The sequence below is a fragment of the Klebsiella sp. M5al genome (genome assembly GCF_002090195.1).
GTDB lineage: Bacteria > Pseudomonadota > Gammaproteobacteria > Enterobacterales > Enterobacteriaceae > Klebsiella > Klebsiella grimontii.
In genome coordinates, this window is sequence record NZ_CP020657.1 from 2071289 (window position 1) to 2095686 (window position 24398).

The 24398-nt window shown below is 54.4% G+C and carries 20 protein-coding genes; 11 read left to right on the plus strand and 9 right to left on the minus strand.

The genetic code is table 11. The features are described 5' to 3' along the window. Positions 1-254 precede the first annotated feature (254 nt). Positions 255-806 (plus strand): YcbK family protein, encoded by a 552-nt coding sequence (locus tag BWI76_RS09860; protein ID WP_004130967.1) that lies wholly within the window; start codon positions 255-257, stop codon positions 804-806. A gap of 13 nt (positions 807-819) precedes the next feature. Then, complete coding sequence (locus BWI76_RS09865; protein WP_004871622.1) at positions 820-1467, plus strand: MBL fold metallo-hydrolase; 648 nt, start codon at positions 820-822, stop codon at positions 1465-1467. 60 nt (positions 1468-1527) lie between these two features. Here BWI76_RS09865 and BWI76_RS09870 read toward each other — a convergent pair whose 3' ends face one another. The 4 genes from BWI76_RS09870 to pncB all read right to left on the minus strand — a co-directional run bounded on the left by BWI76_RS09870 (position 1528) and on the right by pncB (position 7488). Continuing rightward, positions 1528-2718, minus strand: a complete 1191-nt coding sequence (locus BWI76_RS09870; RefSeq protein ID WP_004137615.1) for an amino acid aminotransferase — start codon at positions 2716-2718, stop codon at positions 1528-1530. Positions 2719-2905: 187 nt separating this feature from the next. Beyond that, complete coding sequence (locus BWI76_RS09875; protein WP_004137614.1) at positions 2906-3985, minus strand: porin; 1080 nt, start codon at positions 3983-3985, stop codon at positions 2906-2908. A 591-nt stretch (positions 3986-4576) separates the two neighbouring features. Beyond that, complete coding sequence (gene asnS, locus BWI76_RS09880; protein ID WP_004130975.1) at positions 4577-5977, minus strand: asparagine--tRNA ligase; 1401 nt, start codon at positions 5975-5977, stop codon at positions 4577-4579. A gap of 308 nt (positions 5978-6285) precedes the next feature. Next, complete coding sequence (gene pncB, locus BWI76_RS09885; protein ID WP_004871590.1) at positions 6286-7488, minus strand: nicotinate phosphoribosyltransferase; 1203 nt, start codon at positions 7486-7488, stop codon at positions 6286-6288. A gap of 328 nt (positions 7489-7816) precedes the next feature. On the opposite strand from pncB, the gene pepN reads away from it, so the two are divergent. Further along, the gene (gene pepN / locus BWI76_RS09890) at positions 7817-10432 is read left to right on the plus strand and encodes an aminopeptidase N (RefSeq protein WP_004871589.1); all 2616 of its coding nucleotides are present in this window, start codon (positions 7817-7819) and stop codon (positions 10430-10432) included. 66 nt (positions 10433-10498) lie between these two features. Here pepN and ssuB read toward each other — a convergent pair whose 3' ends face one another. From ssuB to ssuE, 3 genes are read right to left on the minus strand one after another with little or no spacing between them, the layout of a single operon-like run. Continuing rightward, positions 10499-11272, minus strand: coding sequence for an aliphatic sulfonates ABC transporter ATP-binding protein (gene ssuB, locus BWI76_RS09895; protein WP_049087513.1), 774 nt, complete (start codon positions 11270-11272; stop codon positions 10499-10501). Further along, on the minus strand, positions 11269-12060 hold the full coding sequence (gene ssuC / locus BWI76_RS09900; RefSeq protein ID WP_004871586.1) for an aliphatic sulfonate ABC transporter permease SsuC: 792 nt from the start codon (positions 12058-12060) through the stop codon (positions 11269-11271). The genes ssuB and ssuC overlap by 4 nt, the downstream gene beginning before the upstream one ends. Before the next feature lie 56 nt (positions 12061-12116). Continuing rightward, positions 12117-12692 (minus strand): NADPH-dependent FMN reductase, encoded by a 576-nt coding sequence (gene ssuE, locus BWI76_RS09905; protein ID WP_049087512.1) that lies wholly within the window; start codon positions 12690-12692, stop codon positions 12117-12119. Between the two features lie 248 nt (positions 12693-12940). On the opposite strand from ssuE, the gene pyrD reads away from it, so the two are divergent. Together pyrD and zapC are read left to right on the plus strand one after the other, a co-directional pair. After that, on the plus strand, positions 12941-13951 hold the full coding sequence (gene pyrD, locus BWI76_RS09910) for a quinone-dependent dihydroorotate dehydrogenase (protein WP_004130996.1): 1011 nt from the start codon (positions 12941-12943) through the stop codon (positions 13949-13951). Positions 13952-14119: 168 nt separating this feature from the next. Further along, the gene (zapC, locus tag BWI76_RS09915; RefSeq protein ID WP_004130998.1) at positions 14120-14662 is read left to right on the plus strand and encodes a cell division protein ZapC; all 543 of its coding nucleotides are present in this window, start codon (positions 14120-14122) and stop codon (positions 14660-14662) included. Here zapC and BWI76_RS09920 read toward each other — a convergent pair. Next, a complete protein-coding gene (locus BWI76_RS09920) occupies positions 14659-15768 on the minus strand; it encodes a YcbX family protein (RefSeq protein WP_024360059.1) in 1110 nt (369 codons plus the stop codon). The two genes, zapC and BWI76_RS09920, sit on opposite strands and share 4 nt — an antisense overlap. A 98-nt stretch (positions 15769-15866) precedes the next feature. On the opposite strand from BWI76_RS09920, the gene rlmKL reads away from it, so the two are divergent. The 6 genes from rlmKL to rmf all read left to right on the plus strand — a co-directional run bounded on the left by rlmKL (position 15867) and on the right by rmf (position 23789). After that, complete coding sequence (rlmKL, locus tag BWI76_RS09925; protein ID WP_004871577.1) at positions 15867-17972, plus strand: bifunctional 23S rRNA (guanine(2069)-N(7))-methyltransferase RlmK/23S rRNA (guanine(2445)-N(2))-methyltransferase RlmL; 2106 nt, start codon at positions 15867-15869, stop codon at positions 17970-17972. A 12-nt stretch (positions 17973-17984) separates the two neighbouring features. Next, positions 17985-19892 carry an ABC transporter ATP-binding protein gene (locus tag BWI76_RS09930; RefSeq protein ID WP_024360058.1) on the plus strand — a complete coding sequence of 636 codons (1908 nt, stop codon included), beginning with the start codon at positions 17985-17987 and terminating at the stop codon, positions 19890-19892. Between the two features lie 14 nt (positions 19893-19906). Further along, the gene (gene pqiA / locus BWI76_RS09935) at positions 19907-21175 is read left to right on the plus strand and encodes a membrane integrity-associated transporter subunit PqiA (RefSeq protein WP_004871573.1); all 1269 of its coding nucleotides are present in this window, start codon (positions 19907-19909) and stop codon (positions 21173-21175) included. Continuing rightward, positions 21165-22802 carry an intermembrane transport protein PqiB gene (gene pqiB, locus BWI76_RS09940; protein WP_004871571.1) on the plus strand — a complete coding sequence of 546 codons (1638 nt, stop codon included), beginning with the start codon at positions 21165-21167 and terminating at the stop codon, positions 22800-22802. The genes pqiA and pqiB overlap by 11 nt, the downstream gene beginning before the upstream one ends. After that, a complete protein-coding gene (gene pqiC / locus BWI76_RS09945) occupies positions 22802-23365 on the plus strand; it encodes a membrane integrity-associated transporter subunit PqiC (RefSeq protein ID WP_004871569.1) in 564 nt (187 codons plus the stop codon). The genes pqiB and pqiC overlap by 1 nt, the downstream gene beginning before the upstream one ends. 256 nt (positions 23366-23621) lie before the next feature. Further along, positions 23622-23789, plus strand: coding sequence for a ribosome modulation factor (gene rmf, locus BWI76_RS09950; protein WP_004871568.1), 168 nt, complete (start codon positions 23622-23624; stop codon positions 23787-23789). Positions 23790-23854: 65 nt separating this feature from the next. Here the strand turns inward: rmf and fabA are convergent, their stop codons facing one another. Next, complete coding sequence (gene fabA / locus BWI76_RS09955) at positions 23855-24373, minus strand: bifunctional 3-hydroxydecanoyl-ACP dehydratase/trans-2-decenoyl-ACP isomerase (protein WP_004131011.1); 519 nt, start codon at positions 24371-24373, stop codon at positions 23855-23857. Positions 24374-24398: the final 25 nt, after the last annotated feature.

The following is a 24398-nucleotide window of genomic DNA, read 5'->3' on the forward strand; positions in this document are numbered from 1 at the left end:
GGGCCTGGCATGCTGCAAGGCCCGAGTTTACTGGGGTTAGGCTACCTTGACGTTGGCAATAATGCCCGGTAAGGTGCCTTTCGTGCGCCAGAAGTGCATATACATATAATCCTGCAAAGGCGTTGTGGCGGTAAGCAGCCCATTCTCCATAGCTGATATTGATTAGCCTTAGGGGAGCGAGCGCGCGCTGGCGGCTAACGGGCGGATTGCGGGAAAAGTATATTACGATTCATTTACCTGTAGACCTGATTATCATGGACAAATTTGACGCTAATCGCCGCAAACTGCTGGCGTTAGGTGGAGCCGCGCTCGGTGCTGCTGCCATTCTGCCTGCGCCGGCATTTGCCACCCTCTCGACCCCCCGACCGCGTATTTTGACGCTGAACAACCTGCATACTGGTGAATCACTCAAGGCGGAGTTTTTCGATGGCAGAGGCTATATTCAGGATGAATTAGCAAGACTTAATCATTTTTTCCGCGACTATCGCGCGAATAAGATTAAATCCATCGATCCCGGTTTGTTCGATCAACTCTATCGTTTGCAGGGATTACTTGGCACCAACAAGCCTGTCCAGCTTATTTCCGGTTATCGTTCTGTTGATACCAATAATGAGCTTCGCGCCCGCAGCCGAGGGGTGGCGAAACACAGCTACCACACTAAAGGCCAGGCGATGGATTTCCATATTGAAGGCATTTCGTTAAGCAATGTTCGCAAAGCGGCGTTATCTATGCGCACAGGTGGTGTAGGATACTACCCACGTAGCAACTTTGTGCATATTGATACCGGGCCGGTACGGCACTGGTAACGAAAGGAGCCTCATGAACTATCGTATTATTCCGGTTACCGCGTTCGCGCAGAACTGTTCTTTAATCTGGTGTGAACAAACCAAACTGGCGGCGCTGGTCGATCCCGGCGGTGACGCTGAGCGAATCAAACAGGAAGTCGCGGCGGCAGGCGTTAGCCTGATGCAGATTCTGCTCACGCACGGTCATCTCGATCATGTTGGCGCGGCGGCGGAGCTGGCGCAGCATTATGGCGTGCCGATTATTGGTCCGGAAAAAGAAGATGAGTTCTGGCTGGAAGGATTGCCGGCGCAGAGCCGGATGTTTGGTCTTGAAGACTGTCAGCCGCTGCAGCCCGATCGCTGGCTGAACGAAGGCGATGCGGTTAGCGTGGGGAATATTTCCCTGCAGGTGCTGCACTGTCCTGGCCATACGCCGGGGCACGTAGTCTTCTTTGATCCGGCTTGCCGACTGCTGATTTCCGGCGATGTGATTTTTAAAGGCGGAGTAGGGCGTAGCGACTTCCCTCGCGGCGACCATAATCAACTGATCGATGCGATTAAACGCAAACTATTGCCGCTGGGCGATGACGTGTCGTTTATTCCTGGCCATGGCCCTATGTCGACGCTTGGCTATGAGCGTCTGCATAACCCTTTCCTGCAGGATGAAATGCCGGTCTGGTGACTGGAGCCAGAATGTAAAAAAGGCCGCAAATGCGGCCTTTTGTTTGTCCTGAGCTTGAGGTTACAGCACGGCGACAATCGCTTCGCACAGCGGCGCCATGTTGTCAGGCGTCATACCGGCGACGTTTATACGTCCGGACGCCACCGCGTAAATCCCGAACTCTTCACGCAAACGTAATACCTGCTCTTTGGTCAGACCGCTGAACGAGAACATCCCGTTTTGCTGAATGATGAAAGAGAAATCGCGGCTGGCGCCTTTTTCCTGCAGGGTATTCACGAACAGCAGGCGCATACGCTGGATGCGTTGACGCATGTCGGTCAACTCTTGTTCCCAGATAGCGCGCAGCGCGTCATTGCTGAGAATTGTCGCCACTACCGAGGCGCCGTGAGCCGGCGGGTTAGAGTAGTTAGCGCGAATGACGGACTTCATCTGGCTGAACGCGCGGTCTACCGTTTCCTGGTCCGCGGCAACCAGCGTACAGGCGCCTACGCGCTCGTTGTACAGGCCAAAGTTCTTCGAGTAGGAGCTGGAAACCAGCAGCTCTTTATGCAGCGCAGCGAAAGCGCGCAGGCCTTCCGCGTCTTCTTCCAGACCGCGGGCAAAGCCCTGATAGGCGAAGTCAAACAGCGGCAGCCAGCCTTTTTCTACCGACAGCTGCGCCAGCTGTTGCCACTGCTCAAGCGTCGGATCGATACCGGTAGGGTTGTGGCAGCAGCCGTGGAACAGCACCACGTCGCCGGCCTGGGCTTCGTTCAGGCTGGCCAGCAGACCGTCGAAGTCGAGTTTGTGGTTAGCGGCGTCGTAATAGGTATATTCGCGAACTTCCAGGCCGGCTGAATTAAATACGCTTTTATGGTTCGGCCAGGATGGGTTGCTCACCCAAATACGTTTTGCATCGGTGTTCTTCGCCAGGAAATCGGCGGCGACGCGCAGGCCGCCTGTACCGCCCGGCGTTTGGGCGGTGCGGGCGCGTTTATCATTGATAATTGCGCTTCCTTTCCCAAACAGAAGCTCCTGGGTGCAGCGACCAAATTCGGGGATACCATCAATGCTCAGGTAGTTCTTGGTGGTTTCATTTTCCAGCAGATACTGCTCTGCTTTTTTCACGCTAGTCAGGACCGGTGTTTTACCCGTTTCATCTTTATAAACACCAATTCCAAGATTAATTTTTGTTGGGCGGTCATCGGCACGAAACAGATCGGCCAGGCCCAGAATTGGGTCGGCAGGGGCGGCGGTAATGTTCTCAAACATGACGAGGTTCCATTGTGATTACTGAAGGGAAATCCGCTATCAGGTTAACGGGAGTTATGTTAATTGCCAACCGTTTGCGACAAAAAGCGAGAAGGTTTTTGAAAGTTACGATCTTCCTCTCAGGAAAGCAGAAAAGCAGGACCGAAGTCCTGCTTTTTAGGCATATCACGAAGGGGTGTACTGCAGATTAGAACTGGTAAACGATACCCACTGCGGCCTGGTCGTCGGTCGCAACGCCAGCGGCTTTGGTGTAATCGTTGTCGTCCAGCTGGTTGAATTTATACGCAGCGTAGACGTTCATGTTTTTGTTGAAGTAGTACCAGGTACCCACTTCGACATATTTAACCAGGTCAGCATCGCCGCCGGAGAAGCCAGCGCGAGAGCGCAGGTCTTTACCTTTAGTCTGTACGTAGCCGATGGACGGACGCAGGCCGAAGTCGAACTGATACTGAACGACGGCTTCGAAGTTCTGAGTTTTGTTAGCGAAGTAGTTGCCTTCGTTTTCCGGCGTCATGTTGTAGGTCTGGGAGTACATGACCGCAGCGTAGACGTTGTTCGCGTCATATTTAGCGGAGGTTGCCCATGCTTCAGCTTTTTCGCCGTTTTTATCAGCTTTCTGATCGCCAGTACGGCTGGAGTTCGCATAGCCTGCGGACAGCGCTACGCCGTTGTCAAACGCGTAGGTAGCCGCGGTGCTGAAGCCGTCGCCGTTTTGTTTCTTCACGTCGCGGTCTTTGTTTTTACCCTGGTACTGCAGCGCGAAGCTCAGACCGTCAACCAGACCGAAGAAGTCAGAGTTACGGTAGGTTGCAACGCCGTTGGTACGCGCGGTCATGAAGTTGTCGGTATAGCTCCAGCCGTCGCCGCCCCATTCAACCAGCATGTCGGTTGCCGCTTCGACGTCGTAGATGGCGCCATAGTTACGACCGTAGTCGAATGAACCATATTCACCGGCTTTTAAGCCTGCGAAAGCCAGACGAGTTTTGGTGGTCTGTTTACCTTCAACATTGGACGCATCCATGTTGTATTCCCACTGACCGTAGCCGATCAGCTGATCGTTGATCTGGGTTTCGCCTTTCAGGCCGATACGGGCGTAAGTGGTATCATCGCTGCTGGTGTCGCCGTTGGTGGTCCAAACGTGCTCGCCAACCATTTTCCCGTAGAAGTCCAGTTTGTTGCCGTTTTTGTTATAGATTTCTGCAGCGTTAGCTGCACCGGCTACCAGCAGGGCAGGAATTACCGCTGCCAGAATTTTGCGCTTCATCATTATTTATTACCCTCATTTATATTTTTTTATGAACACTTGCCACTGCCGCCAATAAGTTTCGTCAATAAAAATTTACGGAACTATTGATGATAGTTTGGTGTCTGGAGGCATCTTTCCATTCAGAACAACGTTTCGCTAGCCTGAAAATGCTACCAATATCTCATATGAGTAACAAAAGGAAATTCTATGTAACTAAATGTGTATTTTTGGGAACTTTGTGAACTCAATCAACATTCCGGTCGTATTTGCTGACAAAATCACCTTCCTTTATATATCTATATGAATTAATTATGATTAATTTAGATAAGAGAGGGTTTGCGCATTTTGCATCTGCATTTTGCTTTATTTTTATTCAAATCTTGTCGTTGCAAGTTGTGCTGCGTGTGGTTAAAAAACGAGCAATATAATCAGCATGTTTGCCAGTTTATGAACAAAAGGTGCGGTTTTAATTAGCGGTCGCTAATGAAATAGTGCGTAACATAATTGTGAACCATGACGGTTGATGTTTAAGTTTCCTGATATTCGTTAACGTAAATTGACATAAAAAAAGGCCAGCTTGCGCTGGCCTTTGACAAAAATTGCAGAAAAAAATCAGAATGTCGCGTTACGCGGGGTCCGCGGGAACGGAATGACGTCACGAACGTTCTGTACGCCGGTCACGTAAGCGATCAGACGTTCAAAGCCCAGACCGAAACCGGAGTGCGGCACGGTGCCGTAACGGCGCAGGTCGCGATACCACCAGTAGTCTTCTTTATTAAGGCCCATTTCCGCCATACGCGCGTCAAGCACGTCCAGGCGTTCTTCACGCTGGGAGCCGCCGATGATTTCACCGATGCCCGGCGCCAGGACGTCCATAGCGGCGACGGTTTTACCGTCTTCGTTAAGGCGCATATAGAACGCCTTAATATCTTTCGGATAGTTTTTCACGACAACCGGCGCTTTAAAGTGCTCTTCCGCCAGATAGCGTTCGTGCTCGGAGGAGAGATCCACGCCCCAGTACACCGGGTTTTCGAACTGCTTACCGCAATTTTCCAGAATGGTGACCGCGTCAGTGTAATCAACCTGGGCAAAATCAGCGGAAACGAAACGCTGCAGGCGGTCGATGGCGTCTTTATCAACCCGTTCGGCAAAGAACTGCATGTCATCAGCGCGCTCTTCGAGAACGGCTTTGAAAACGTACTTCAGCATCGCTTCCGCCAGACCTGCCACATCGTTCAGGTTAGCAAAGGCGACTTCCGGCTCCAGCATCCAGAACTCCGCCAGGTGGCGGCTGGTGTTGGAGTTTTCCGCGCGGAAGGTCGGGCCAAAGGTGTAGATTTTAGACAGCGCGCAGGCATAGGTTTCGCCGTTCAGCTGGCCGGAAACGGTCAGGAACGACTCTTTGCCGAAGAAGTCTTTATCGAAATCGACTTTGCCCTGGTCGTTGCGCGGCAGGTTTTCCAGATCCAGCGTTGAAACGCGGAACATCTCGCCGGCGCCTTCAGTGTCGGAAGCGGTAATCAGCGGAGTAGAAACCCAGAAGAAACCCTGCTCGTCGAAGAAACGGTGTAGCGCCTGCGCCAGCGTATGGCGAACGCGCGCCACCGCGCCAATCAGGTTGGTGCGCGGACGCAGGTGGGCAACTTCACGCAGATACTCAATGCTATGGCGTTTAGCCGCCATCGGATAAGTATCCGGATCTTCCACCCAGCCGCTGACTTCAACATGGCTGGCCTGGATTTCAAAGCTCTGGCCCTGTCCCTGAGACGCCACGACTTTGCCGGTTACCACGACCGAGCAGCCGGTAGTCAGGCGCAGGACTTCCTGATTGTAATTGGGAAGAGAATTACTAATAACGGCCTGTACAGGATCAAAGCAGGAACCGTCATAGACGGCGAGGAAAGAAAAGCCAGCTTTAGAATCTCGGCGGGTACGCACCCATCCGCGCACGGTGACTTCGCTGTCAACGGCAACGCGGCCCTGGAGTACGTCGGCTACAGGCACAACGCTCATAATAGTCTCTCTTGTTAGTCCAATAGAAAAATCTGTATTCCCCTTCAGCAGGGGGATATCTATGTTACCTGTCATCTTCCATCAGACAAGTAGATTTCGCACAAGAAAGGGGGCTTTTAGGAAATAAATAAGGAGATCGCCTTCTTTGCTGAGGGAGAGCCTGATATTAAGAGGGATTCGTTCATAGTGATTATCCCATGCAGGGCGAACGGGATTCTTAACGCTTGATAAAGTCTCGGGATGATAAGTGGAGGCTAATAAAAATGCGTCCGTTTTGGCGGACGCATTTTGTCTTTATATGACATGACCTAGCTGGCTTTTTTAACCGGCGGCAGATCGAAGGCTTTGCGCAGAGCGCGGACGAACGCTTTGTCGTGGCAAATTGTTTTACCCGGGCTGTCAGAAAGTTTGGCGACAGGCTTACCGTTGCACTCCACCAGCTTGATAACAATATTCAGCGGCTTCACCTGGGGAATATCGCAGGTTAAACGCGTACCGATACCGAAGCTCAGATTCACCCGCGAGGAGAAGTGGCGATAGAGATCAAGCGCTTTTGTCAGGTCGAGATTATCGGAAAATACCAGCACTTTGCTCAGCGGGTCGATGCCCAGCTTTTTGTAGTGGGCGATAGCCTTCTCGCCCCATTCGACCGGGTCTCCGGAGTCGTGGCGCAGCCCCTGATAACGGGTTGCGAATTCCGGTCCGAAATCGCGCAGGAAAGCATCCATCGTAATGCAGTCGGTCAGGGCAATCCCCAACCGATCGGGATACTCTTCCAGCCAGGCCGCGAGGGCCGCGCGCTGGCTGCTTGCCAGGTTCGGGCTGATCTGTTGATGCGCCTGGAACCATTCGTGCGCCTGGGTTCCCATCGGCGTCAGATTCAGACGACGCGCCAGATCGTAATTGCTGGTGCCGGTGAACCAGGGTTCCTGCTGAAGACGCTGAACAATGGCCTGCTGCACCTCGCGCGAGAAGCGGCGGCGGGTACCGAAATCCATCAGGCGGAAGCCCGACATATCGATATCAGCCGTGAGGCGGTTAAAGTCAGTTAGCTTATGCTCGAGCGTGTCCAGCGCGAGATTGACGCTGATTTCCGGCGAGCGATAGTGATGCACCAACTCGCTTATCACCGCCAGCAGCGGGACTTCCCACATAATGACTTCAAGCCAGGGCCCGGAAAGGCGGATATTCAGCTTGCCGTTGTCATTAATGACGGTAACCTGGCGCGGGTCGTAGCGGAAGCCGCGTAGCCACTCAAGATAGTCTGGCGCAAAGAAGGGCAGGCTCGACAACCAGTGATATTCATCGTCCTGTAGCCTCAGGTCGCGCATCGTCTCAACCTGCTCGCGAATCGCATCGGCGTAGATGCCGAGCAAATCATCCCCACGGCAGCGGAACTCCGCCGCAACCTGTACATCATTGTAGCGGTGGAAGACAGCCTGCTGCATGTGCAGCTTATAGGCATCCGTATCAAGCAACGAGTGCAGTACAGGAGAAGTGAATTGGGTCATGGTGCGCAGTAGCATCCTCTCACTGGAGCGTTTCCATCAAAACCAAAGCGGTAAAAAGGAGGCGGAGTATACCTGTAATACCCGACTCTGTCCCGCGGCGACGGCTGATGGCGACGCTGACGGTCATTTGCGAGGCCTAGTTTAATATATTGAACACGCATCACACCACAAGCTTTGCGCCTGGTCGAGCGCATTTCGTGCCTCTTGTGTTATCAAAATGTAGCAATTTTCATGTTTAGCATTGAAAAGATGAAGATTCTGCATAGCGAGATTTGCGCAACAGGAATAGACTGAGTCGACACTTTACAGGACACGCTAAAGGTTTTTTATGACACAACAGCCCCAAGCCAAATACCGCCACGACTATCGTGCGCCGGAGTATCTGATTAGCGATATCGATTTGACCTTTGACCTGGATGCCGCGAAAACCGTAGTGACGGCTGAGAGCAAGGTCTCCCGCCAGGCGGCTACGTCTGATGTGCCATTGCGTCTGGATGGCGAAGACCTGACGCTGGTCTCTCTGCAGGTTAACGGCCAACCGTGGAGCGACTACAAGGAAGAAAATAACCAACTGGTCATTAGCGGTTTACCGGAACATTTCACCCTGACCATCGTCAACGAAATCAGCCCCGCGGCGAATACCGCGCTGGAAGGACTGTATCAGTCCGGCGAAGCGCTGTGTACCCAGTGCGAAGCGGAAGGCTTCCGCCATATTACCTGGTATCTGGACCGCCCGGACGTTCTGGCGCGCTTCACCACCAGAATCATCGCCGATAAAGCAAAATACCCGTTCCTGCTCTCCAACGGTAACCGCGTGGCCCAGGGCGAGCTGGAAAACGGCCGCCACTGGATCCAGTGGCAGGATCCGTTCCCGAAACCGTGCTACCTGTTTGCGCTGGTGGCCGGCGATTTCGACGTCCTGCGCGATACCTTCAAAACGCGTTCGGGGCGTGAAGTCGCGCTGGAGCTGTACGTTGACCGCGGCAATCTTGACCGCGCGCCATGGGCGATGACCTCGCTGCAAAATTCAATGAAGTGGGACGAAACCCGCTTTGGTCTCGAGTACGACCTCGACATTTATATGATTGTCGCCGTCGACTTCTTCAATATGGGCGCCATGGAGAACAAAGGGCTTAACGTCTTTAACTCCAAATACGTGCTGGCGCGTACCGATACCGCGACCGATAAAGACTATCTGGATATCGAACGCGTCATTGGTCACGAATATTTCCATAACTGGACCGGCAACCGCGTCACCTGCCGCGACTGGTTCCAGCTTAGCCTGAAAGAGGGCCTGACCGTTTTCCGCGATCAGGAGTTCAGCTCCGATCTCGGCTCTCGCGCGGTCAACCGCATCAATAACGTACGTACCATGCGCGGCCTGCAGTTCGCCGAAGACGCCAGCCCGATGGCGCATCCGATTCGCCCGGACAGCGTGATTGAAATGAACAACTTCTACACCCTGACGGTGTATGAGAAGGGCGCGGAAGTGATCCGCATGCTGCATACCCTGCTGGGCGAAGAGAATTTCCAGAAAGGAATGCAGCTCTATTTTGAACGCCACGACGGTAGCGCCGCGACCTGCGATGATTTTGTCCAGGCGATGGAAGACGCTTCCAACGTCGATTTGTCCCATTTCCGCCGCTGGTATAGCCAGTCCGGTACGCCGATTGTCACCGTCCATGACGACTACAATCCGGAAACGGAGCAGTACACCCTGACCATCAGCCAGCGCACGCCGCCGACGTCAGAACAGGCGGAGAAGCTGCCGCTGCATATCCCATTCGATATCGAGCTGTACGATAACGAAGGCAAAGTGATCCCTCTGCAGAAGGGCGGCCATCCGGTGCATCACGTACTGAACGTGACCCAGGCGGAGCAGACTTTTGTTTTCGACAACGTCTACTTCCAGCCGGTCCCGGCGCTGCTTTGCGAGTTTTCCGCGCCGGTGAAGCTGGAGTACAAATGGAGCGATCAGCAGCTGACCTTCCTGATGCGCCACGCGCGGAATGATTTCTCCCGCTGGGACGCGGCGCAGAGCCTGCTGGCGACCTATATCAAACTCAACGTCAACCGTCACCAGCAGGGGCAGCCGCTGTCGCTGCCGATCCACGTAGCCGATGCGTTCCGTGCGATTCTGCTGGATGAGAAGATCGATCCGGCGCTGGCGGCGGAGATCCTGACCCTGCCTTCGGCAAATGAAATGGCGGAGCTGTTTGCGATTATCGATCCGATCGCCATCGCCGCGGTGCGCGAAGCGCTGACCCGCACGCTGGCGAAAGAGCTGGCGGACGAGTTCCTGGCGGTTTACAACGCCAATAAGCTCGACAGCTACCGCGTTGAGCATGCCGATATCGGCAAGCGTTCTCTGCGTAACACCTGCCTGCGCTACCTGGCGTTTGGCGAAGCCGGACTGGCGGATAAACTGGTTAGCGCGCAGTATCATCAAGCGGACAATATGACCGACTCGCTGGCGGCGCTGACGGCGGCCGTAGCGGCCCAGCTGCCGTGCCGTGATGCGCTGATGCAGGAGTATGACGACAAATGGCACCAGGACGGTCTGGTCATGGATAAATGGTTTATCCTGCAGTCCACCAGCCCGGCGGATAACGCCCTGGAGACGGTTCGCGGCCTGTTGAATCATCGCTCGTTCAGCATGGGTAACCCGAACCGCGTCCGTTCCCTGATCGGCGCCTTTGCCGGCAGCAACCCGGCGGCGTTCCACGCCGAAGACGGTAGCGGTTATCAGTTCCTGGTCGAGATGCTGACTGAACTGAACAGCCGCAACCCGCAGGTTGCTTCGCGTCTCATTGAACCGCTGATTCGCCTGAAGCGCTACGACGAGAAGCGTCAGGCGCTGATGCGCGGGGCGCTGGAGCAGCTGAAAGGTCTGGAGAATCTTTCCGGGGATCTGTTCGAGAAAATCAGCAAAGCGCTGGCGTAACAGTGATGTGATTTCCGGCCATGGCGCAGCTGCGCTGTGGCCGGATGTTATAAAAACGACGGCGGTTCAGCCGTGTCTGGCTAAGCGCGGCGCAGACTCGTTCTGACCGCGCTGCATTACCCGATTCAAAACTTCCGCTTCCAGTTCGCCCAGCTTCGCCGAACCCGTGCGCCGCGGACGTGGAATGTCCACCAGCAGATCCAGCCCTATCTTCCCCTCTTCAATCAGCAAAACGCGATCGGCCATTGCCACCGCCTCGCTGACGTCGTGGGTGACCAGCAGGACGGTAAATCCATGTTCCTGCCACAGCGAGACAATCAGATCCTGCATCTCGAGGCGAGTGAGCGCGTCCAGCGCGCCCAGCGGTTCATCAAGCAGTAATAATCCGGGGCGATGAATTAACGCGCGAGCCAGCGCCACGCGCTGCTTTTGCCCGCCGGAAAGCGCTGCGGGCCATTCACCGGCGCGGTCTTCAAGGCCGACGCTCGCCAGCGCCCTGAGCGCGGCCTCGCGCCACTGGCCTTTCAGCCCGAGGCCGACATTATCGATCACCGTTTTCCACGGCAGCAGGCGGGAATCCTGAAACATCATCCGGGTATCGTCCTGGATTTGCGCCAGCGGGGTCGAACCCGCCAGCAGCTGTCCGGCATTGGGTTTTTCCAGCCCGGCCAGCAGACGCAGCAGGGTGCTTTTACCGCCGCCGCTGCGCCCGACCACCGCGACGAATTGCCCGGTGGGAATATGAAGATCGAGTTCATTCAGAATCGTCTTGCTGCCGTAACGTTTGCTTACGCCGTTAAGCAGCAGCGGGATCCCCGGATTAAGACGCGCGGTGGTCATGCGTTGGCCTCCTGAAGGTGATAGGCCGGATTCCAGCGCAGCCAGACGCGTTCAAGCAGCTGGGCGCTGAAGTCGGCCAGTTTGCCGAGAATAGCGTAAAGAATAATGGCGACGACCACGACATCGGTCTGCAGAAATTCGCGGGCGTTCATCGCCAGATAGCCGATACCGGCGTTAGCCGAGATGGTTTCGGCCACGATGAGCGTTAACCACATCAGGCCGAGCGCAAAACGGATGCCGACCATAATGGAGGGCAGGGCGCCGGGCAGGATCACGTGGCGGAAGAGAGCAAAACCCGATAAGCCGTAGCTGCGGGCCATCTCGACCAGTCCCCGGTCAATATTTCGAATACCGTGCCAGGTGTTGATATAAATCGGGAACATGGTTCCCAGCGCCACGAGGAAGATTTTGGCGCTCTCATCGATGCCGAACCATAAAATCACCAGCGGAATCAGCGCGAGGTGCGGCACGTTGCGCAGCATCTGAATGGAGGTATCCAGCAGGCGTTCGCCCCAGCGCGACAGGCCGCTAATCAGCCCGAGAACCAGGCCAATAGAACCGCCGATGCTAAAACCAATAAGCGCCCGCCATGAGCTGATAACCAGATGCTGCCAGAGCTCGCCGCTGGCGGAGAGCGTCCAGAAGGCTTTTAGCACTCCTTCCGGCGACGGTAAAATACGGGTCGATAGCCAACCGACGGAGGAGGCGAATTGCCAGACGATCACGCTGCCGACCGGCAAAAGCCAGGGGGCTACGCGGATCAGGAATTTTTGCGAAAGCGTCGCCATAAAGTGTTCCTTTATTCTTGACCGTTTTGCCTGGATAGGGGCATCAACGCGGGTTTTTAAACATGCGCAACCCGCTGTAAATTTTTCAGCGCCGGCGCGCGGCTGCTGGGACGATGCAGAGCTTGCCAGAAGGTTTCCAGCGCCTGGTCGAGGCGACCCTGCAGATTCGGGGTAAATTGCGGTTTATGCTGATAATCCGTGACCTGACTATCATCAGCAAAAACGCCGTGCAGGATCTCCTGGGCTTTCAGCGCGTTGAGTACCGGTTTTAAGGCGTAATCCACCGCCAGCATATGGGCGATGGTTCCGCCGGTAGCCAGCGGCAGAACGATTTTTCCCTCCAGCGCGCGTTCCGGCAGCAGGTCCAGAAGCGTCTTTAACGCACCGGAAAAAGAGGCTTTATAGACGGGGGTCGCGATGATCAGCCCATCGGCGCCGGCAAGCTGTTCATTCAGCGCATGGAGGGCGGGGTTATCAAAGCGAGCGTAAAGCAGGTCTTCCGGGGCAAAATTCTGCAGGTGCCAGTGACAGACTTCAATATCCGCCGCGGAGAGCGTCTCTCTGGCGTATTCCAGAAGCGCGCTGGAGCGGGAAGGGTAACGCGGGCTGCCCGCAAGTGTGATGACTCGCATACTCACTCCTTATAACTAAATATTCGCATTTATCTATAATTGATAACATTTAGCTGCAGTGTGACAGAGCGCTTTTATTTCCCTAAATGATTTATCCGGCGTTGGATTGTCAGAAAGTGCATAACGGAAGGGGCGAAAGTAAACGTTTGCGTCGGAGGTAAGATTTTTTGTCGTAGGTCAATTCCCTTTCCGGGGTGGATCGCACATAATACGCCCCCGGTTTGCACACCGGGAATCCAGGAGAGTTCATGTACTACCCCTTCGTTCGTAAAGCCCTTTTTCAGCTCGATCCTGAGCGCGCTCATGAAGTCACTTTTCAACAATTACGCCGTGTTTCGGGTACCCCACTGGAAATGTTGGTTCGCCAGAAGGTGCCGACAAAACCGGTGACCTGTATGGGACTCACATTTAAGAACCCGCTGGGCCTGGCCGCCGGGCTGGATAAAAACGGCGAGTGCATTGATGCGCTCGGCGCGATGGGTTTTGGTTCCATTGAAATTGGCACCGTGACCCCACGCCCGCAGCCGGGCAACGATAAGCCAAGGATCTTCCGCCTGGTCGATGCTGAAGGGTTGATCAACCGCATGGGCTTTAATAACCACGGTGTTGATAACCTCGTTGAGAACGTAAAAAAGGCGCATTTTGACGGCATTCTGGGGATTAATATTGGCAAGAATAAAGATACCCCGGTAGAACAAGGCAAAGATGATTATCTGATTTGTATGGAAAAAATCTATGCTTATGCCGGCTATATCGCCATTAATATCTCTTCGCCGAATACCCCAGGCTTGCGTACTTTACAATACGGAGACGCGCTGGATGATTTGCTCTCTGGTATTAAAAATAAGCAACGTGAGCTACAAGAGAAGCATCAGAAATATGTTCCTGTGGCCGTGAAGATCGCCCCGGATCTTTCTGTCGAAGAATTGATCCAGGTGGCGGACAGTTTAGTCCGGCATAATATAGATGGCGTGATTGCCACCAATACAACTTTGGATCGATCGCTGGTACAGGGGATGAAACATTGTGATGAAACCGGTGGGCTTAGCGGACGTCCGTTGCAGCTAAAGAGTACGGAAATTATCCGTATGCTGTCTGCGGAATTAAATGGCCGTCTGCCCATTATCGGAGTCGGCGGTATTGACTCGGTGATTGCCGCCCGGGAAAAGATAGCCGCCGGAGCGACGCTGGTGCAGATTTATTCCGGATTTATTTTTAAAGGTCCGCCGCTGATTAAAGAAATTGTTACCCATATCTAATCTTTTCCCCTTCTGATACTTCACCAGGGCTTTATTTATAGCCCTGGTTGTTTTATATTCCTTCATTGTTGCTTATTTAAACATTTTAGTCTTTTCTTAATTTTGGAAATATTCTGTAGCAGTTTACCTGTTTATTACAGATGGAAGTGGAAGAGGACGGGGGTAGAAATGCGGATCAAACCTGACGATAACTGGCGCTGGTATTACGATGAAGAGCATGACCGTATGATGCTCGATCTGGCCAATGGCATGTTATTCAGGTCGCGTTTTGCCCGACGGATGTTGACGCCCGACGCCTTCGCGCCTTCCGGATTTTGCGTTGATGACGCTGCGCTCTATTTCTCATTTGAAGAAAAATGCCGCGACCTCGAATTAACAAAAGAACAGCGCGCAGAATTAGTACTTAATGCGCTGGTCGCCATTCGTTTTCTCAAACCGCAAATGCCGAAAAGCTGGCACTTCAATACTCATGAAGAAAGCTGGCAGCCCGGCGTTGGCGATGCCGCCAGCGCATGGCTCAGCGATACCGGCCAGCAGGTCAATCTGCTGGTGGTTGAACCCGGCGAAAACGCCGCGCTATGCCTGTTAGCGCAGCCCGGATTGACGCTTGCCGGCCGCGTGATGCAGCTGGGCGACGTGATTAAAATTATGAATGACAGACTGCAGCCAGCGCCAGGCGTCGCCAGCTACAGCCTGGGCCAGGCGGTTTAAGGCGCCAGCCTCACCGCGGTTTTCGGTACGCAGCTACAGCACAGAATAGTGCCATCGGCGGCTACCGCGTTTTTCTTCAGCGCGCTGACTTCCCCTTCTTCCAGCCGGATGCGGCAGCTGCCGCAGATTCCTGCCCGACAGGAGTAAGGAATGCGAATTCCCTGTTGTTCCAGCTGCTCCAGCAGGATTTGCTGATTATTACCGGTAAAACTCACTCCCTGCCACGCTATTTCCACCGTCGCGTTCTGCTGTGCTTCAGGTGCCGGCGTATCATCACTATCGCCTGCGCCGTAGGCCTTCGCCGGGCCGCGGGCCAGTACTTCTAACTCATCGCCAACGCGGATTACGCCGCTGTTTCGCGCGATCAGGTTCTGGCCGAAATCGACATCGCCGTTGTCCAGCGCCGTGCGGAAACGCTGCAGCGTGCTTAAGGGCTCGCCGGCAGGATGCTTTTGCCCGCGCTCCGGGCTGACGGTGGTCAATACGCAGCGGCTGCACGGTTTAGCGACATCAAAAACGACCTCGCCAATGCGTACCACTTTCCACGTATCCTCCTCCCAGGCGGCTGCGCCAGTTACCAGAAGATTCGGGCGAAACTGTTCTATGCTTACGCTGGCCGGACAACGTTTTTGCAAATCGCGTAGTGAAGCCTCATTGGCCAGCAGATAGGGAAAACCGTCGGCGAAGGAGAGGGGAACGGCATCGTGGCGTTGCACCCTGCGGCTAAGCTGCGGCCCCAGCCAGCGGAGCTGAACGTTGCGGTTAAAGAACCCGCTTAGCCACTGGTTGACCGCGGACGGGGCAATCAGGGCGGTAAAGTGGTTGCCCCAGACTTCGGTAGGCTCCTGCTGCGTCGAGAAATCGCTGAAGCGGACCACCGCGCTGCTGCCGTCCGGCGCGGTCAGATGCAGACCATCATGGAGCGGCGCCGGAATAAACTTGACCATTTGCGGAAACTGACGGGCGGTGATGAAGGTGCCATCGGTTTCCGTCACCATAAATATACGATCGAAGGCCAGCCCGCTGATGTCTGCATAAGCGTGGCTCAGGCCAATTCCCCGCATTGATTTGACGGGATGAATAAAAAGACGCGAAAGGGTGACCATACGCTGCCCCTGGCTTTAAAAATAAGCCTTTAACTTTATGACATGGGGCGCATATTGGCTATAATGCGCACCAATTTTCTTTTAGTAAAAGTGACGATATGAATTCTCTGTTTGCCAGTACGGCTCGTGGGCTGGAAGAGCTGTTAAAAACTGAACTGGAAGGACTGGGCGCGATGGACTGCCAGTTGGTCCAGGGCGGGGTCCATTTTCAGGGAGATACGCGGTTGCTGTATCAAAGCCTGATGTGGAGCCGGCTGGCTTCGCGGATTATGCTGCCGCTGGGGCAGTGCAGCGTCTACAGCGACCTGGATCTGTATCTTGGCGTACAGGCTATTCCATGGACCGAGATTTTCAGCCAGGATGCCACTTTTGCCGTGCACTTTAGCGGGCTGAACGAAGAGATTCGTAACAGCCAGTACGGGGCGTTGAAGGTTAAAGACGCCATCGTCGACAGCTTTACGCGTAAGAACCTGCCGCGTCCCAACGTCGATCGCGAAAACCCCGATCTGCGTATTAACGTCTGGCTAAATAAAGAGACCGCGCATATTTCCCTGGATCTCAGCGGCGAGGGCCTGCACCTGCGCGGCTACCGCGACGGGACCGGCATGGCGCCAATCAAAGAAAACCTGGCCGCGGCGATAGTGATGCGTTCCGGCTGGGCCACGGGTACGCCGCTGCTCGATCCGATGTGCGGATCCGGTACGCTGCTGATTGAAGCGGCGATGCTGGCCACCGATCGTGCGCCGGGTTTACACCGCGGTCATTGGGGTTTTGGCGGCTGGGCGCAGCATGACGATGCTATCTGGAAAGAAGTGAAAGCCGAAGCGCAAACCCGCGCCCGTCAGGGACTGGCGGCGTATGAGTCGCGCTTTTACGGTTCCGACGTTGACGCCCGCGTTATCGAACGCGCGCAGCGTAACGCCCGCCGCGCCGGTATTGGCGAACTGATTACCTTCGAAGTGAAAGATGTTGCCCAGTTGAGCAATCCGCTGCCGAAGGGCCCTTACGGCACGGTTATAAGCAACCCGCCGTACGGCGAGCGTCTGGAGAGTGAACCGGCGCTGATTGCCCTGCATAGCCTGCTGGGGCGGATTATGAAGAACCAGTTTGGCGGCTGGAACCTGTCGCTGTTTAGCGCCTCGCCGGATCTGCTGAGCTGCCTGCAGCTTCGTGCTGATAAACAGTTTAAAGCGAAAAACGGCCCGCTCGACTGCGTCCAGAAGAACTACCATCTTGCAGAAAACGAAGGCGGCAAAACCGCGATGCTGGCGGAAGATTTCGCCAACCGCCTGCGCAAGAACCTGAAAAAATACGAGAAGTGGGCGCGTCAGGAAGGTATTGAATGCTATCGCCTGTATGATGCCGACCTCCCGGAGTATAACGTCGCCATCGACCGCTACGCCGATTGGGTGGTGGTGCAGGAGTACGCGCCGCCGAAAACCGTTGACGCGCATAAAGCCCGCCAGCGCTTATTTGATATTATTGCCGCCACCATTGCGGTACTGGGGATTGCGCCGAACAAGCTGGTGCTGAAAACCCGCGAGCGGCAGAAAGGTAAAAACCAGTATCAGAAAATGGGCGAGAAAGGCGAATTCATTGAGGTGCAGGAGTATAATGCGCGTCTGTGGGTCAACCTGACCGATTACCTGGATACCGGCCTGTTCCTCGACCACCGTATCGCTCGCCGCATGCTGGGGCAGATGAGCAAAGGCAAAGACTTCCTCAACCTGTTCTCCTACACCGGCAGCGCCAGCGTTCACGCCGGCCTTGGCGGCGCGCGCTCCACGACGACGGTCGATATGTCCCGTACCTATCTTGAATGGGCTGAACGTAACCTGCGCCTCAATGGCTTAACCGGCCGCGCGCATCGCCTGATGCAGGCCGATGTGCTGGGCTGGCTGCGTGAGACGACCGAACAGTTCGACCTGATCTTTATCGATCCGCCAACCTTCTCCAACTCCAAGCGTATGGATGATGCGTTTGACGTTCAGCGCGACCATTTGCGTCTGATGACCGATTTAAAACGTCTGCTGCGTAAAGGCGGCACGATTATGTTCTCGAACAACAAACGCGGTTTCCGTATGGATCATGACGGGCTGGCGCAGCTGGGCCTGAAGGCGCAGGAGATCACGCAAAAAACGCTGTCTCAGGATTTTGCCCGTAACCGTCAGATTCACAACTGCTGGCTGATTACCGCAGCCTGAAAGGAATAAAGAATGTCTTTAATTAGTATGCACGGCGCCTGGCTCTCTTTCAGCGATGCGCCGCTGCTGGATAATGCTGAACTGCATATCGAAGATAACGAACGCGTCTGCCTGGTTGGACGCAACGGTGCGGGTAAATCGACCCTGATGAAGATCCTCAATCGTGAACAGGGTCTTGATGACGGGCGCATTATCTATGAACTGGATCTGGTTGTGGCACGTTTACAGCAGGATCCGCCGCGTAATGTTACCGGCACCGTTTACGACTTTGTGGCCGAAGGGATTGCGGAACAAGCGGCTTACCTCAAGGGTTATCACGATGTTTCGCAGCTGGTGATGACCGATCCGAGTGATAAGAATCTGAACGAACTGGCGCGTCTGCAGGAGCAGCTGGATAATTTAGGCCTGTGGCAGCTCGATAGTCGCATTAATGAAGTGCTGGAACAGCTCAATCTCGATCCTAACGCCGAGCTCTCCTCGCTTTCCGGCGGCTGGCTGCGTAAAGCGGCCCTTGGCCGCGCGCTGGTCAGCGGGCCGCGCGTGCTGCTGCTCGATGAACCGACCAACCACCTCGATATTGAAACTATCGACTGGCTGGAAGGTTTCCTGAAGATGTTCAAAGGCACCATTATTTTTATTTCGCACGACCGTTCCTTTATCCGCAATATGGCGACGCGAATCGTCGATCTCGATCGCGGCAAGCTGGTGACCTATCCAGGTAACTACGATCAGTATCTGTTGGATAAAGAAGAAGCGCTGCGCGTGGAAGAATTGCAGAACGCGGAGTTCGATCGCAAGCTGGCGCAGGAAGAAGTGTGGATCCGCCAGGGGATCAAAGCGCGTCGTACCCGTAACGAAGGGCGCGTACGGGCGTTAAAAGCCATGCGTCGCGAGCGCGGTGAGCGCCGTGAAGTGATGGGCAGCGCGAAGATGCAGGTCGAAGAGGCCGCGCGTTCGGGCAAGATCGTGTTCGAAATGGAGAACGTCAACTACCAGGTTGATGGCAAGGTGCTGGTGAAAGATTTCACTGCCCAAATCCAGCGCGGCGACAAAATTGCGTTGATTGGCCCCAACGGCTGCGGGAAAACCACGCTGCTGAAGCTGATGCTTGGTCAGCTGCAGGCGGATAGCGGACGCATTCACGTGGGTACCAAGCTGGAGGTCGCTTACTTCGACCAGCACCGCGCGGAACTTGATCCGGATAAAACGGTGATGGATAACCTCGCGGAAGGTAAACAGGAAGTTATGGTGAACGGCAAGCCGCGCCACGTCCTGGGCTATCTGCAGGACTTTATGTTCCATCCAAAACGCGCGATGACGCCGGTGCGCGCGCTGTCGGGCGGTGAGCGTAACCGTCTGCTGCTGGCGCGTCTGTTCCTTAAGCCCAGCAACCTGTTGATTCTCGATGAACCGACAAACGATCTGGATGTCGAAACCCTGGAACTGCTGGAAGAGCTGGTTGACGGCTATCAGGGAACCGTGATGCTGGTGAGCCACGACCGTCAGTTTGTTGATAACACGGTTACGGAGTGTTGGATCTTCGAAGGCGCGGGACAAATTGGTCAATACGTCGGCGGCTATCATGACGCCCGCGGTCAGCAGGCCCAGTATCTGGCGAAAAAGCAGTCGGTTTCTAAAAAGTCTGTTGAAGTTGCTCAACCGAAAGCAGAAAGTGTCAAACGCGCTGCCAGCAAACTAAGCTATAACCTGCAGCGCGAGCTGGAGCAGCTGCCGCAGAAACTGGAAGAGCTGGAAGCCCAGCTGCAGAAGTTGCAGGAGCAGGTTGCCGACCCTTCTTTCTTTGGGCAATCGCATGACCATACGCAGCAGGTGCTTGCGCAGCTGAGTGAAGCGGAGCAGGCGCTGGAAACCGCCTTCGAACGCTGGGAATATCTCGAAGGATTAAAAAACGGCGCATAAGCTGAGGAGTTTTCATGTGCGATCATCATCATGCTGCGCGGCATATCCTGTGTCGACAATGTGATCTGCTGGTGGCTTTGCCGCAGCTGGAGCATCGCCAGAAAGCTACGTGTCCGCGTTGCGGAACGACATTAACAACGTCATGGGACGCGCCCCGGCAGCGTCCCACAGCCTATGCGCTGGTCGCGTTGTTCATGCTGCTGCTGGCCAATCTTTTCCCCTTCATCTATATGAAGGTTGGGGGGATCAGCAGCGAAATTGAGCTACTGGAAATTCCAAATGTGCTGTTTACCGAGGATTACGCCAGCCTCGGGACTTTCTTTTTACTGTTCGTACAGCTGGTGCCGGCTTTCTGCCTGGTCACGATACTGCTGCTGGTCAACCGGGTGGGCATGCCTTCCGGGCTGAAAGCCTTCCTGGCGCGGATCCTGTTTCACCTTAAAACCTGGGGGATGGCGGAGATCTTCCTCGCCGGGGTACTGGTCAGCTTCGTTAAGCTGATGGCCTACGGCGATATTGGCATTGGCCTGAGTTTTATTCCCTGGTGTATGTTCTGCCTGTTACAGCTGCGGACGTTCCAGTGCGTGGATCGCCGCTGGTTATGGGATGACATTGCGCCAATGCCGCCGATTAAACAGCCGCTAAAAGTCGGCGTTTCCGGTCTACGTCAGGGGCTACGCTCGTGTTCATGCTGCACGGCGGTATTGCCTATGGATGAGGCCGTTTGTCCGCGCTGCCGTACCAGGGGAACCGCCCGGCGTAAAAACAGCCTGCAGTGGACGCTGGCGCTGCTGGTGACTTCGTTGATCCTCTACATGCCCGCCAATATTTTGCCGATCATGATTACCGACCTGCTGGGCGATAAAATGCCCTCAACTATTATGGCGGGGGTGATCCTGCTGTGGAGTGAAGGATCGTATCCGGTCGCTATGGTGATATTTATCGCCAGTATTATGGTGCCGACGTTAAAGATGATTGCCATTGGCTGGCTATGCTGGAACGCCAGCGGCAAGGGAGAGCGCGACTCGGAGCGCATGCATCTGATCTATGAAGTCGTCGAGTTTGTTGGCCGCTGGTCAATGATTGATGTGTTTGTTATCGCAGTCCTCTCCGCTCTGGTACGCATTGGTGGATTAATGAATATCTATCCGGCGATAGGAGCAGTGATGTTTGCGCTGGTCGTAGTAATGACAATGTTTTCGGCCATGACGTTTGACCCTCGTTTATTGTGGGATCGTGAGCCAGATTCAAGCCGTGAGGAAAGACTGCAGCATGGAAAATAAGAGCGGAGAAGCGAAGGTGCAAAAGGTGAAAAACTGGTCACCGGTGTGGATCTTCCCGATAGTAACGGCGCTCATTGGCGCCTGGATTCTTTTTTATCACTATAGTCACCAGGGGCCGGAAGTGACCCTGATTACGACTAACGCAGAGGGAATTGAAGGGGGGAAAACCCGGATCAAAAGCCGCAGCGTTGATGTCGGCGTGATTGAAAGCGCAACGCTGACGGATGACCTGACCCACGTGGAAGTTAAAGCCCGGTTGAATTCAGGCATGGAAAAACTGCTGCACCAGGATTCGGTATTTTGGGTGGTTAAACCGCAGGTAGGTCGTGAAGGGATTAGCGGTCTGGGGACGTTGCTATCCGGCGCCTATATCGAACTGCAGCCGGGTACCAAAGGTTCTGTCCCGGCGCAGTACCCGCTGTTGGATTCACCGCCGTTGGCATCCCCTGATGCAAAAGGTATTCGTATCCTGCTGGAAAGCAGTAAAGCGGGTCAGCTTTCTCCCGGCGATCCGGTGCTTTTCCGCGGCTATCGCGTAGGTTCAGTTGAAACCAGCACCTTCGATGCGCAAAAACGGAACATTACTTATCAACTGTTTATCAGCGCGCCTAACGATCGGCTGGTAACCAATAACGTACGCTTCTGGAAGGATAGCGGTATTGCGGTAGATCTAACCGCTGCGGGTATGCGCGTTGAAATGGGATCGCTGTCGACCCTGTTTGGCGGCGGCGTCAGCTTTGATATTCCCGAAGGGCTGCCGCTAGGTGAGCCGGTGGCGAATAAAACCGAATATCATCTGTTTGACGATCAGCGCAGCATTCAGGATTCGGTGTTTACTCAGCATATTGACTACGTAATGTTCTTTAAAGATTCGATTCGCGGTCTGCAGCCCGGCGCGCCGGTTGAGTTCCGCGGTATCCGCCTTGGGACCGTGGGTAAAGTACCGTTCTTTATCCCTGGCCTGAAGCAGAACTTAAACGACGACTATCGTATTCCGGTCGAAGTGCGGATTGAGCCTGAACGCCTGATCAATCAATTAGGCGCCGATCCTGACATTCGTAAGCATATCGATGATCTGATGAACCGTGGACTGCGTGGTTCACTTAAAACCGGTAACCTGGTCACCGGGGCGCTGTATATCGATCTCGACTTCTACCCGAAAGCGCCAGCGCGCGGCAAGTTCCAGGAGTTTGGCGGTTATCCGATTATTCCAACCGTGAGCGGTGGCCTGGCGCAGATTCAGCAGCGCCTGATGGACGCGCTGGATAAGATTAATAATCTGCCCATTAACCCGCTGCTGGAGCAGGCAACCAGTACGCTGGCGCAAAGTGAAAAAACGATGCAGCACGTACAGGCGACGCTGGATAGTCTGAACAAGATAACGTCAAGTCAGTCGATGCAGCAGCTACCGGGCGATATGCAGAATACGTTGCGTGAACTTAATCGTAGTATGCAGGGCTTCCAGCCGGGATCGGCGGCATACAATAAGATGGTTGCGGATATGCAGCGTCTCGATCAGGTTCTTCGTGAACTGCAGCCGGTACTGAAAACGCTCAATGATAAGAGCAATGCGCTGGTATTTGAGGCGAAGGATAAAAAAGATCCGCAGCCGAAGGGAGCGAAATAATGAAGAAATGGCTAATAGCGGCTGCGGTTTGCGCGCTGACGGCATGCAGCAGCGGCGGCGACAGTAAAACTTACTATCAGCTTCCGGTGGCGCAGGGAGGCGCGCAAAGCGCCGCCCACCAAAGCAAAAATTTGCTGTGGGTCGAGCAGGTGAGCATTCCAGATTATCTGGCCGGTAACGGGGTGGTTTATCAGACCACCGATGTCCAGTATGTGATTGCCAACAACAATCTGTGGGCTAGCCCGCTCGATCAACAGCTGAGAACGACGCTGGTGGCGAACCTTAGCAACCAGCTACCGGGATGGGTTGTCGCTTCTCAACCGCTGGGTAGCGAGCAGGATACGCTGAACGTCTCCGTTAGTGGTTTTCACGGTCGTTACGATGGCCGGGTAATCGTCAGCGGCGAGTGGCTGTTGAAGCATCAGGGGCAGCTGATCAAGCGGCCGTTCCATATTGAGCTTAAGCAGCAAGAGGATGGCTACGACGCGATGGTGAAAACCTTAGCTCAGGCCTGGACTCAGGAAGCAACCGCAATTGCCAGCGAGCTAAACCGCCTGCCATAAGTAAAATTCATAAGAGTAAAAAGCCGCTGCGAGAACGAAAATCGCAGCGGCTTTTTTGTTTGTCTCATCAGATTGTTACTTGTGCTGGTTCACAGTTTTTGTACAAACGAACTTTCTTGTAGCTCACAAATATGACAATGGCGTGAATTTTGCGCATTGACGCTATCCCTGATTCGCGGTATTCGTTAACCGTGGTTGCGTATTAAGTGACCATTGTTTTCTTTTCCACCAGATCAAAGAATGAGGGAAACGAGGCATGAAGAGACAAAAACGAGATCGCCTGGAACGGGCACATCAGCGTGGGTACCAGGCCGGTATTACCGGAAGGTCGAAGGAAATGTGTCCTTACCAGACCTTAAACCAAAGGTCTTATTGGCTAGGAGGCTGGCGAGAAGCCATGGAGGACAGGGTACAAACTGCCTGACTGTCTCTTTAAAAAGAAGCCTCCGCTGCGCGGGGGCTTCGCCTTTTCTAACGCGTCACTGCTTATCAGAATGCGGAAGTGTCCTGGAACAGGCCCACTTTCAGGTCGGTCGCGGTGTAAATCAGACGCCCGTCAACCAGCACTTCGCCATCCGCCAGGCCCATAATTAAACGACGGTTTATCACGCGTTTGAAATGAATACGGTAGGTCACTTTCTTCGCCGTTGGCAGTATCTGGCCGGTGAGTTTAACTTCACCGACGCCTAATGCACGCCCTTTACCTTCGCCGCCTAACCAGCCCAGGTAGAAGCCAACCAGCTGCCACATGGCATCCAGACCCAGGCAGCCCGGCATTACCGGGTCACCAATAAAATGGCAACCGAAGAACCACAGGTCCGGGTTAATATCGAGTTCTGCCTCAACATAACCCTTGTCATAGTTACCACCGGTTTCGCTCATTTTGATGACGCGGTCCATCATCAGCATACTTGGCGCCGGCAGCTGTGGGCCTTTCGCACCAAATAGTTCACCACGACCAGAGGCAAGAAGGTCTTCTTTTGTATAGGATTCGCGTTTATCTACCATGTTTTCAGTAAGCCTTATTTTGAGT

Excerpts from the sequence above, each read along its gene's own strand:
- asnS (WP_004130975.1), bottom strand. The coding sequence starts at position 5,977 with ATGAGCGTTGTGCCTGTAGCCGACGTACTCCAGGGCCGCGTTGCCGTT.
- ssuC (WP_004871586.1), bottom strand. The coding sequence starts at position 12,060 with ATGGCGACGCTTTCGCAAAAATTCCTGATCCGCGTAGCCCCCTGGCTT.
- ssuB (WP_049087513.1), bottom strand. The coding sequence starts at position 11,272 with ATGACCACCGCGCGTCTTAATCCGGGGATCCCGCTGCTGCTTAACGGC.
- BWI76_RS09930 (WP_024360058.1), top strand. The coding sequence starts at position 17,985 with ATGTCTTTAATTAGTATGCACGGCGCCTGGCTCTCTTTCAGCGATGCG.
- BWI76_RS09865 (WP_004871622.1), top strand. The coding sequence starts at position 820 with ATGAACTATCGTATTATTCCGGTTACCGCGTTCGCGCAGAACTGTTCT.
- rlmKL (WP_004871577.1), top strand. The coding sequence starts at position 15,867 with ATGAATTCTCTGTTTGCCAGTACGGCTCGTGGGCTGGAAGAGCTGTTA.
- BWI76_RS09920 (WP_024360059.1), bottom strand. The coding sequence starts at position 15,768 with ATGGTCACCCTTTCGCGTCTTTTTATTCATCCCGTCAAATCAATGCGG.
- BWI76_RS09860 (WP_004130967.1), top strand. The coding sequence starts at position 255 with ATGGACAAATTTGACGCTAATCGCCGCAAACTGCTGGCGTTAGGTGGA.
- pepN (WP_004871589.1), top strand. The coding sequence starts at position 7,817 with ATGACACAACAGCCCCAAGCCAAATACCGCCACGACTATCGTGCGCCG.
- pqiC (WP_004871569.1), top strand. The coding sequence starts at position 22,802 with ATGAAGAAATGGCTAATAGCGGCTGCGGTTTGCGCGCTGACGGCATGC.
- zapC (WP_004130998.1), top strand. The coding sequence starts at position 14,120 with ATGCGGATCAAACCTGACGATAACTGGCGCTGGTATTACGATGAAGAG.
- rmf (WP_004871568.1), top strand. The coding sequence starts at position 23,622 with ATGAAGAGACAAAAACGAGATCGCCTGGAACGGGCACATCAGCGTGGG.
- pqiB (WP_004871571.1), top strand. The coding sequence starts at position 21,165 with ATGGAAAATAAGAGCGGAGAAGCGAAGGTGCAAAAGGTGAAAAACTGG.
- fabA (WP_004131011.1), bottom strand. The coding sequence starts at position 24,373 with ATGGTAGATAAACGCGAATCCTATACAAAAGAAGACCTTCTTGCCTCT.
- BWI76_RS09875 (WP_004137614.1), bottom strand. The coding sequence starts at position 3,985 with ATGATGAAGCGCAAAATTCTGGCAGCGGTAATTCCTGCCCTGCTGGTA.
- pqiA (WP_004871573.1), top strand. The coding sequence starts at position 19,907 with ATGTGCGATCATCATCATGCTGCGCGGCATATCCTGTGTCGACAATGT.
- BWI76_RS09870 (WP_004137615.1), bottom strand. The coding sequence starts at position 2,718 with ATGTTTGAGAACATTACCGCCGCCCCTGCCGACCCAATTCTGGGCCTG.
- ssuE (WP_049087512.1), bottom strand. The coding sequence starts at position 12,692 with ATGCGAGTCATCACACTTGCGGGCAGCCCGCGTTACCCTTCCCGCTCC.
- pncB (WP_004871590.1), bottom strand. The coding sequence starts at position 7,488 with ATGACCCAATTCACTTCTCCTGTACTGCACTCGTTGCTTGATACGGAT.
- pyrD (WP_004130996.1), top strand. The coding sequence starts at position 12,941 with ATGTACTACCCCTTCGTTCGTAAAGCCCTTTTTCAGCTCGATCCTGAG.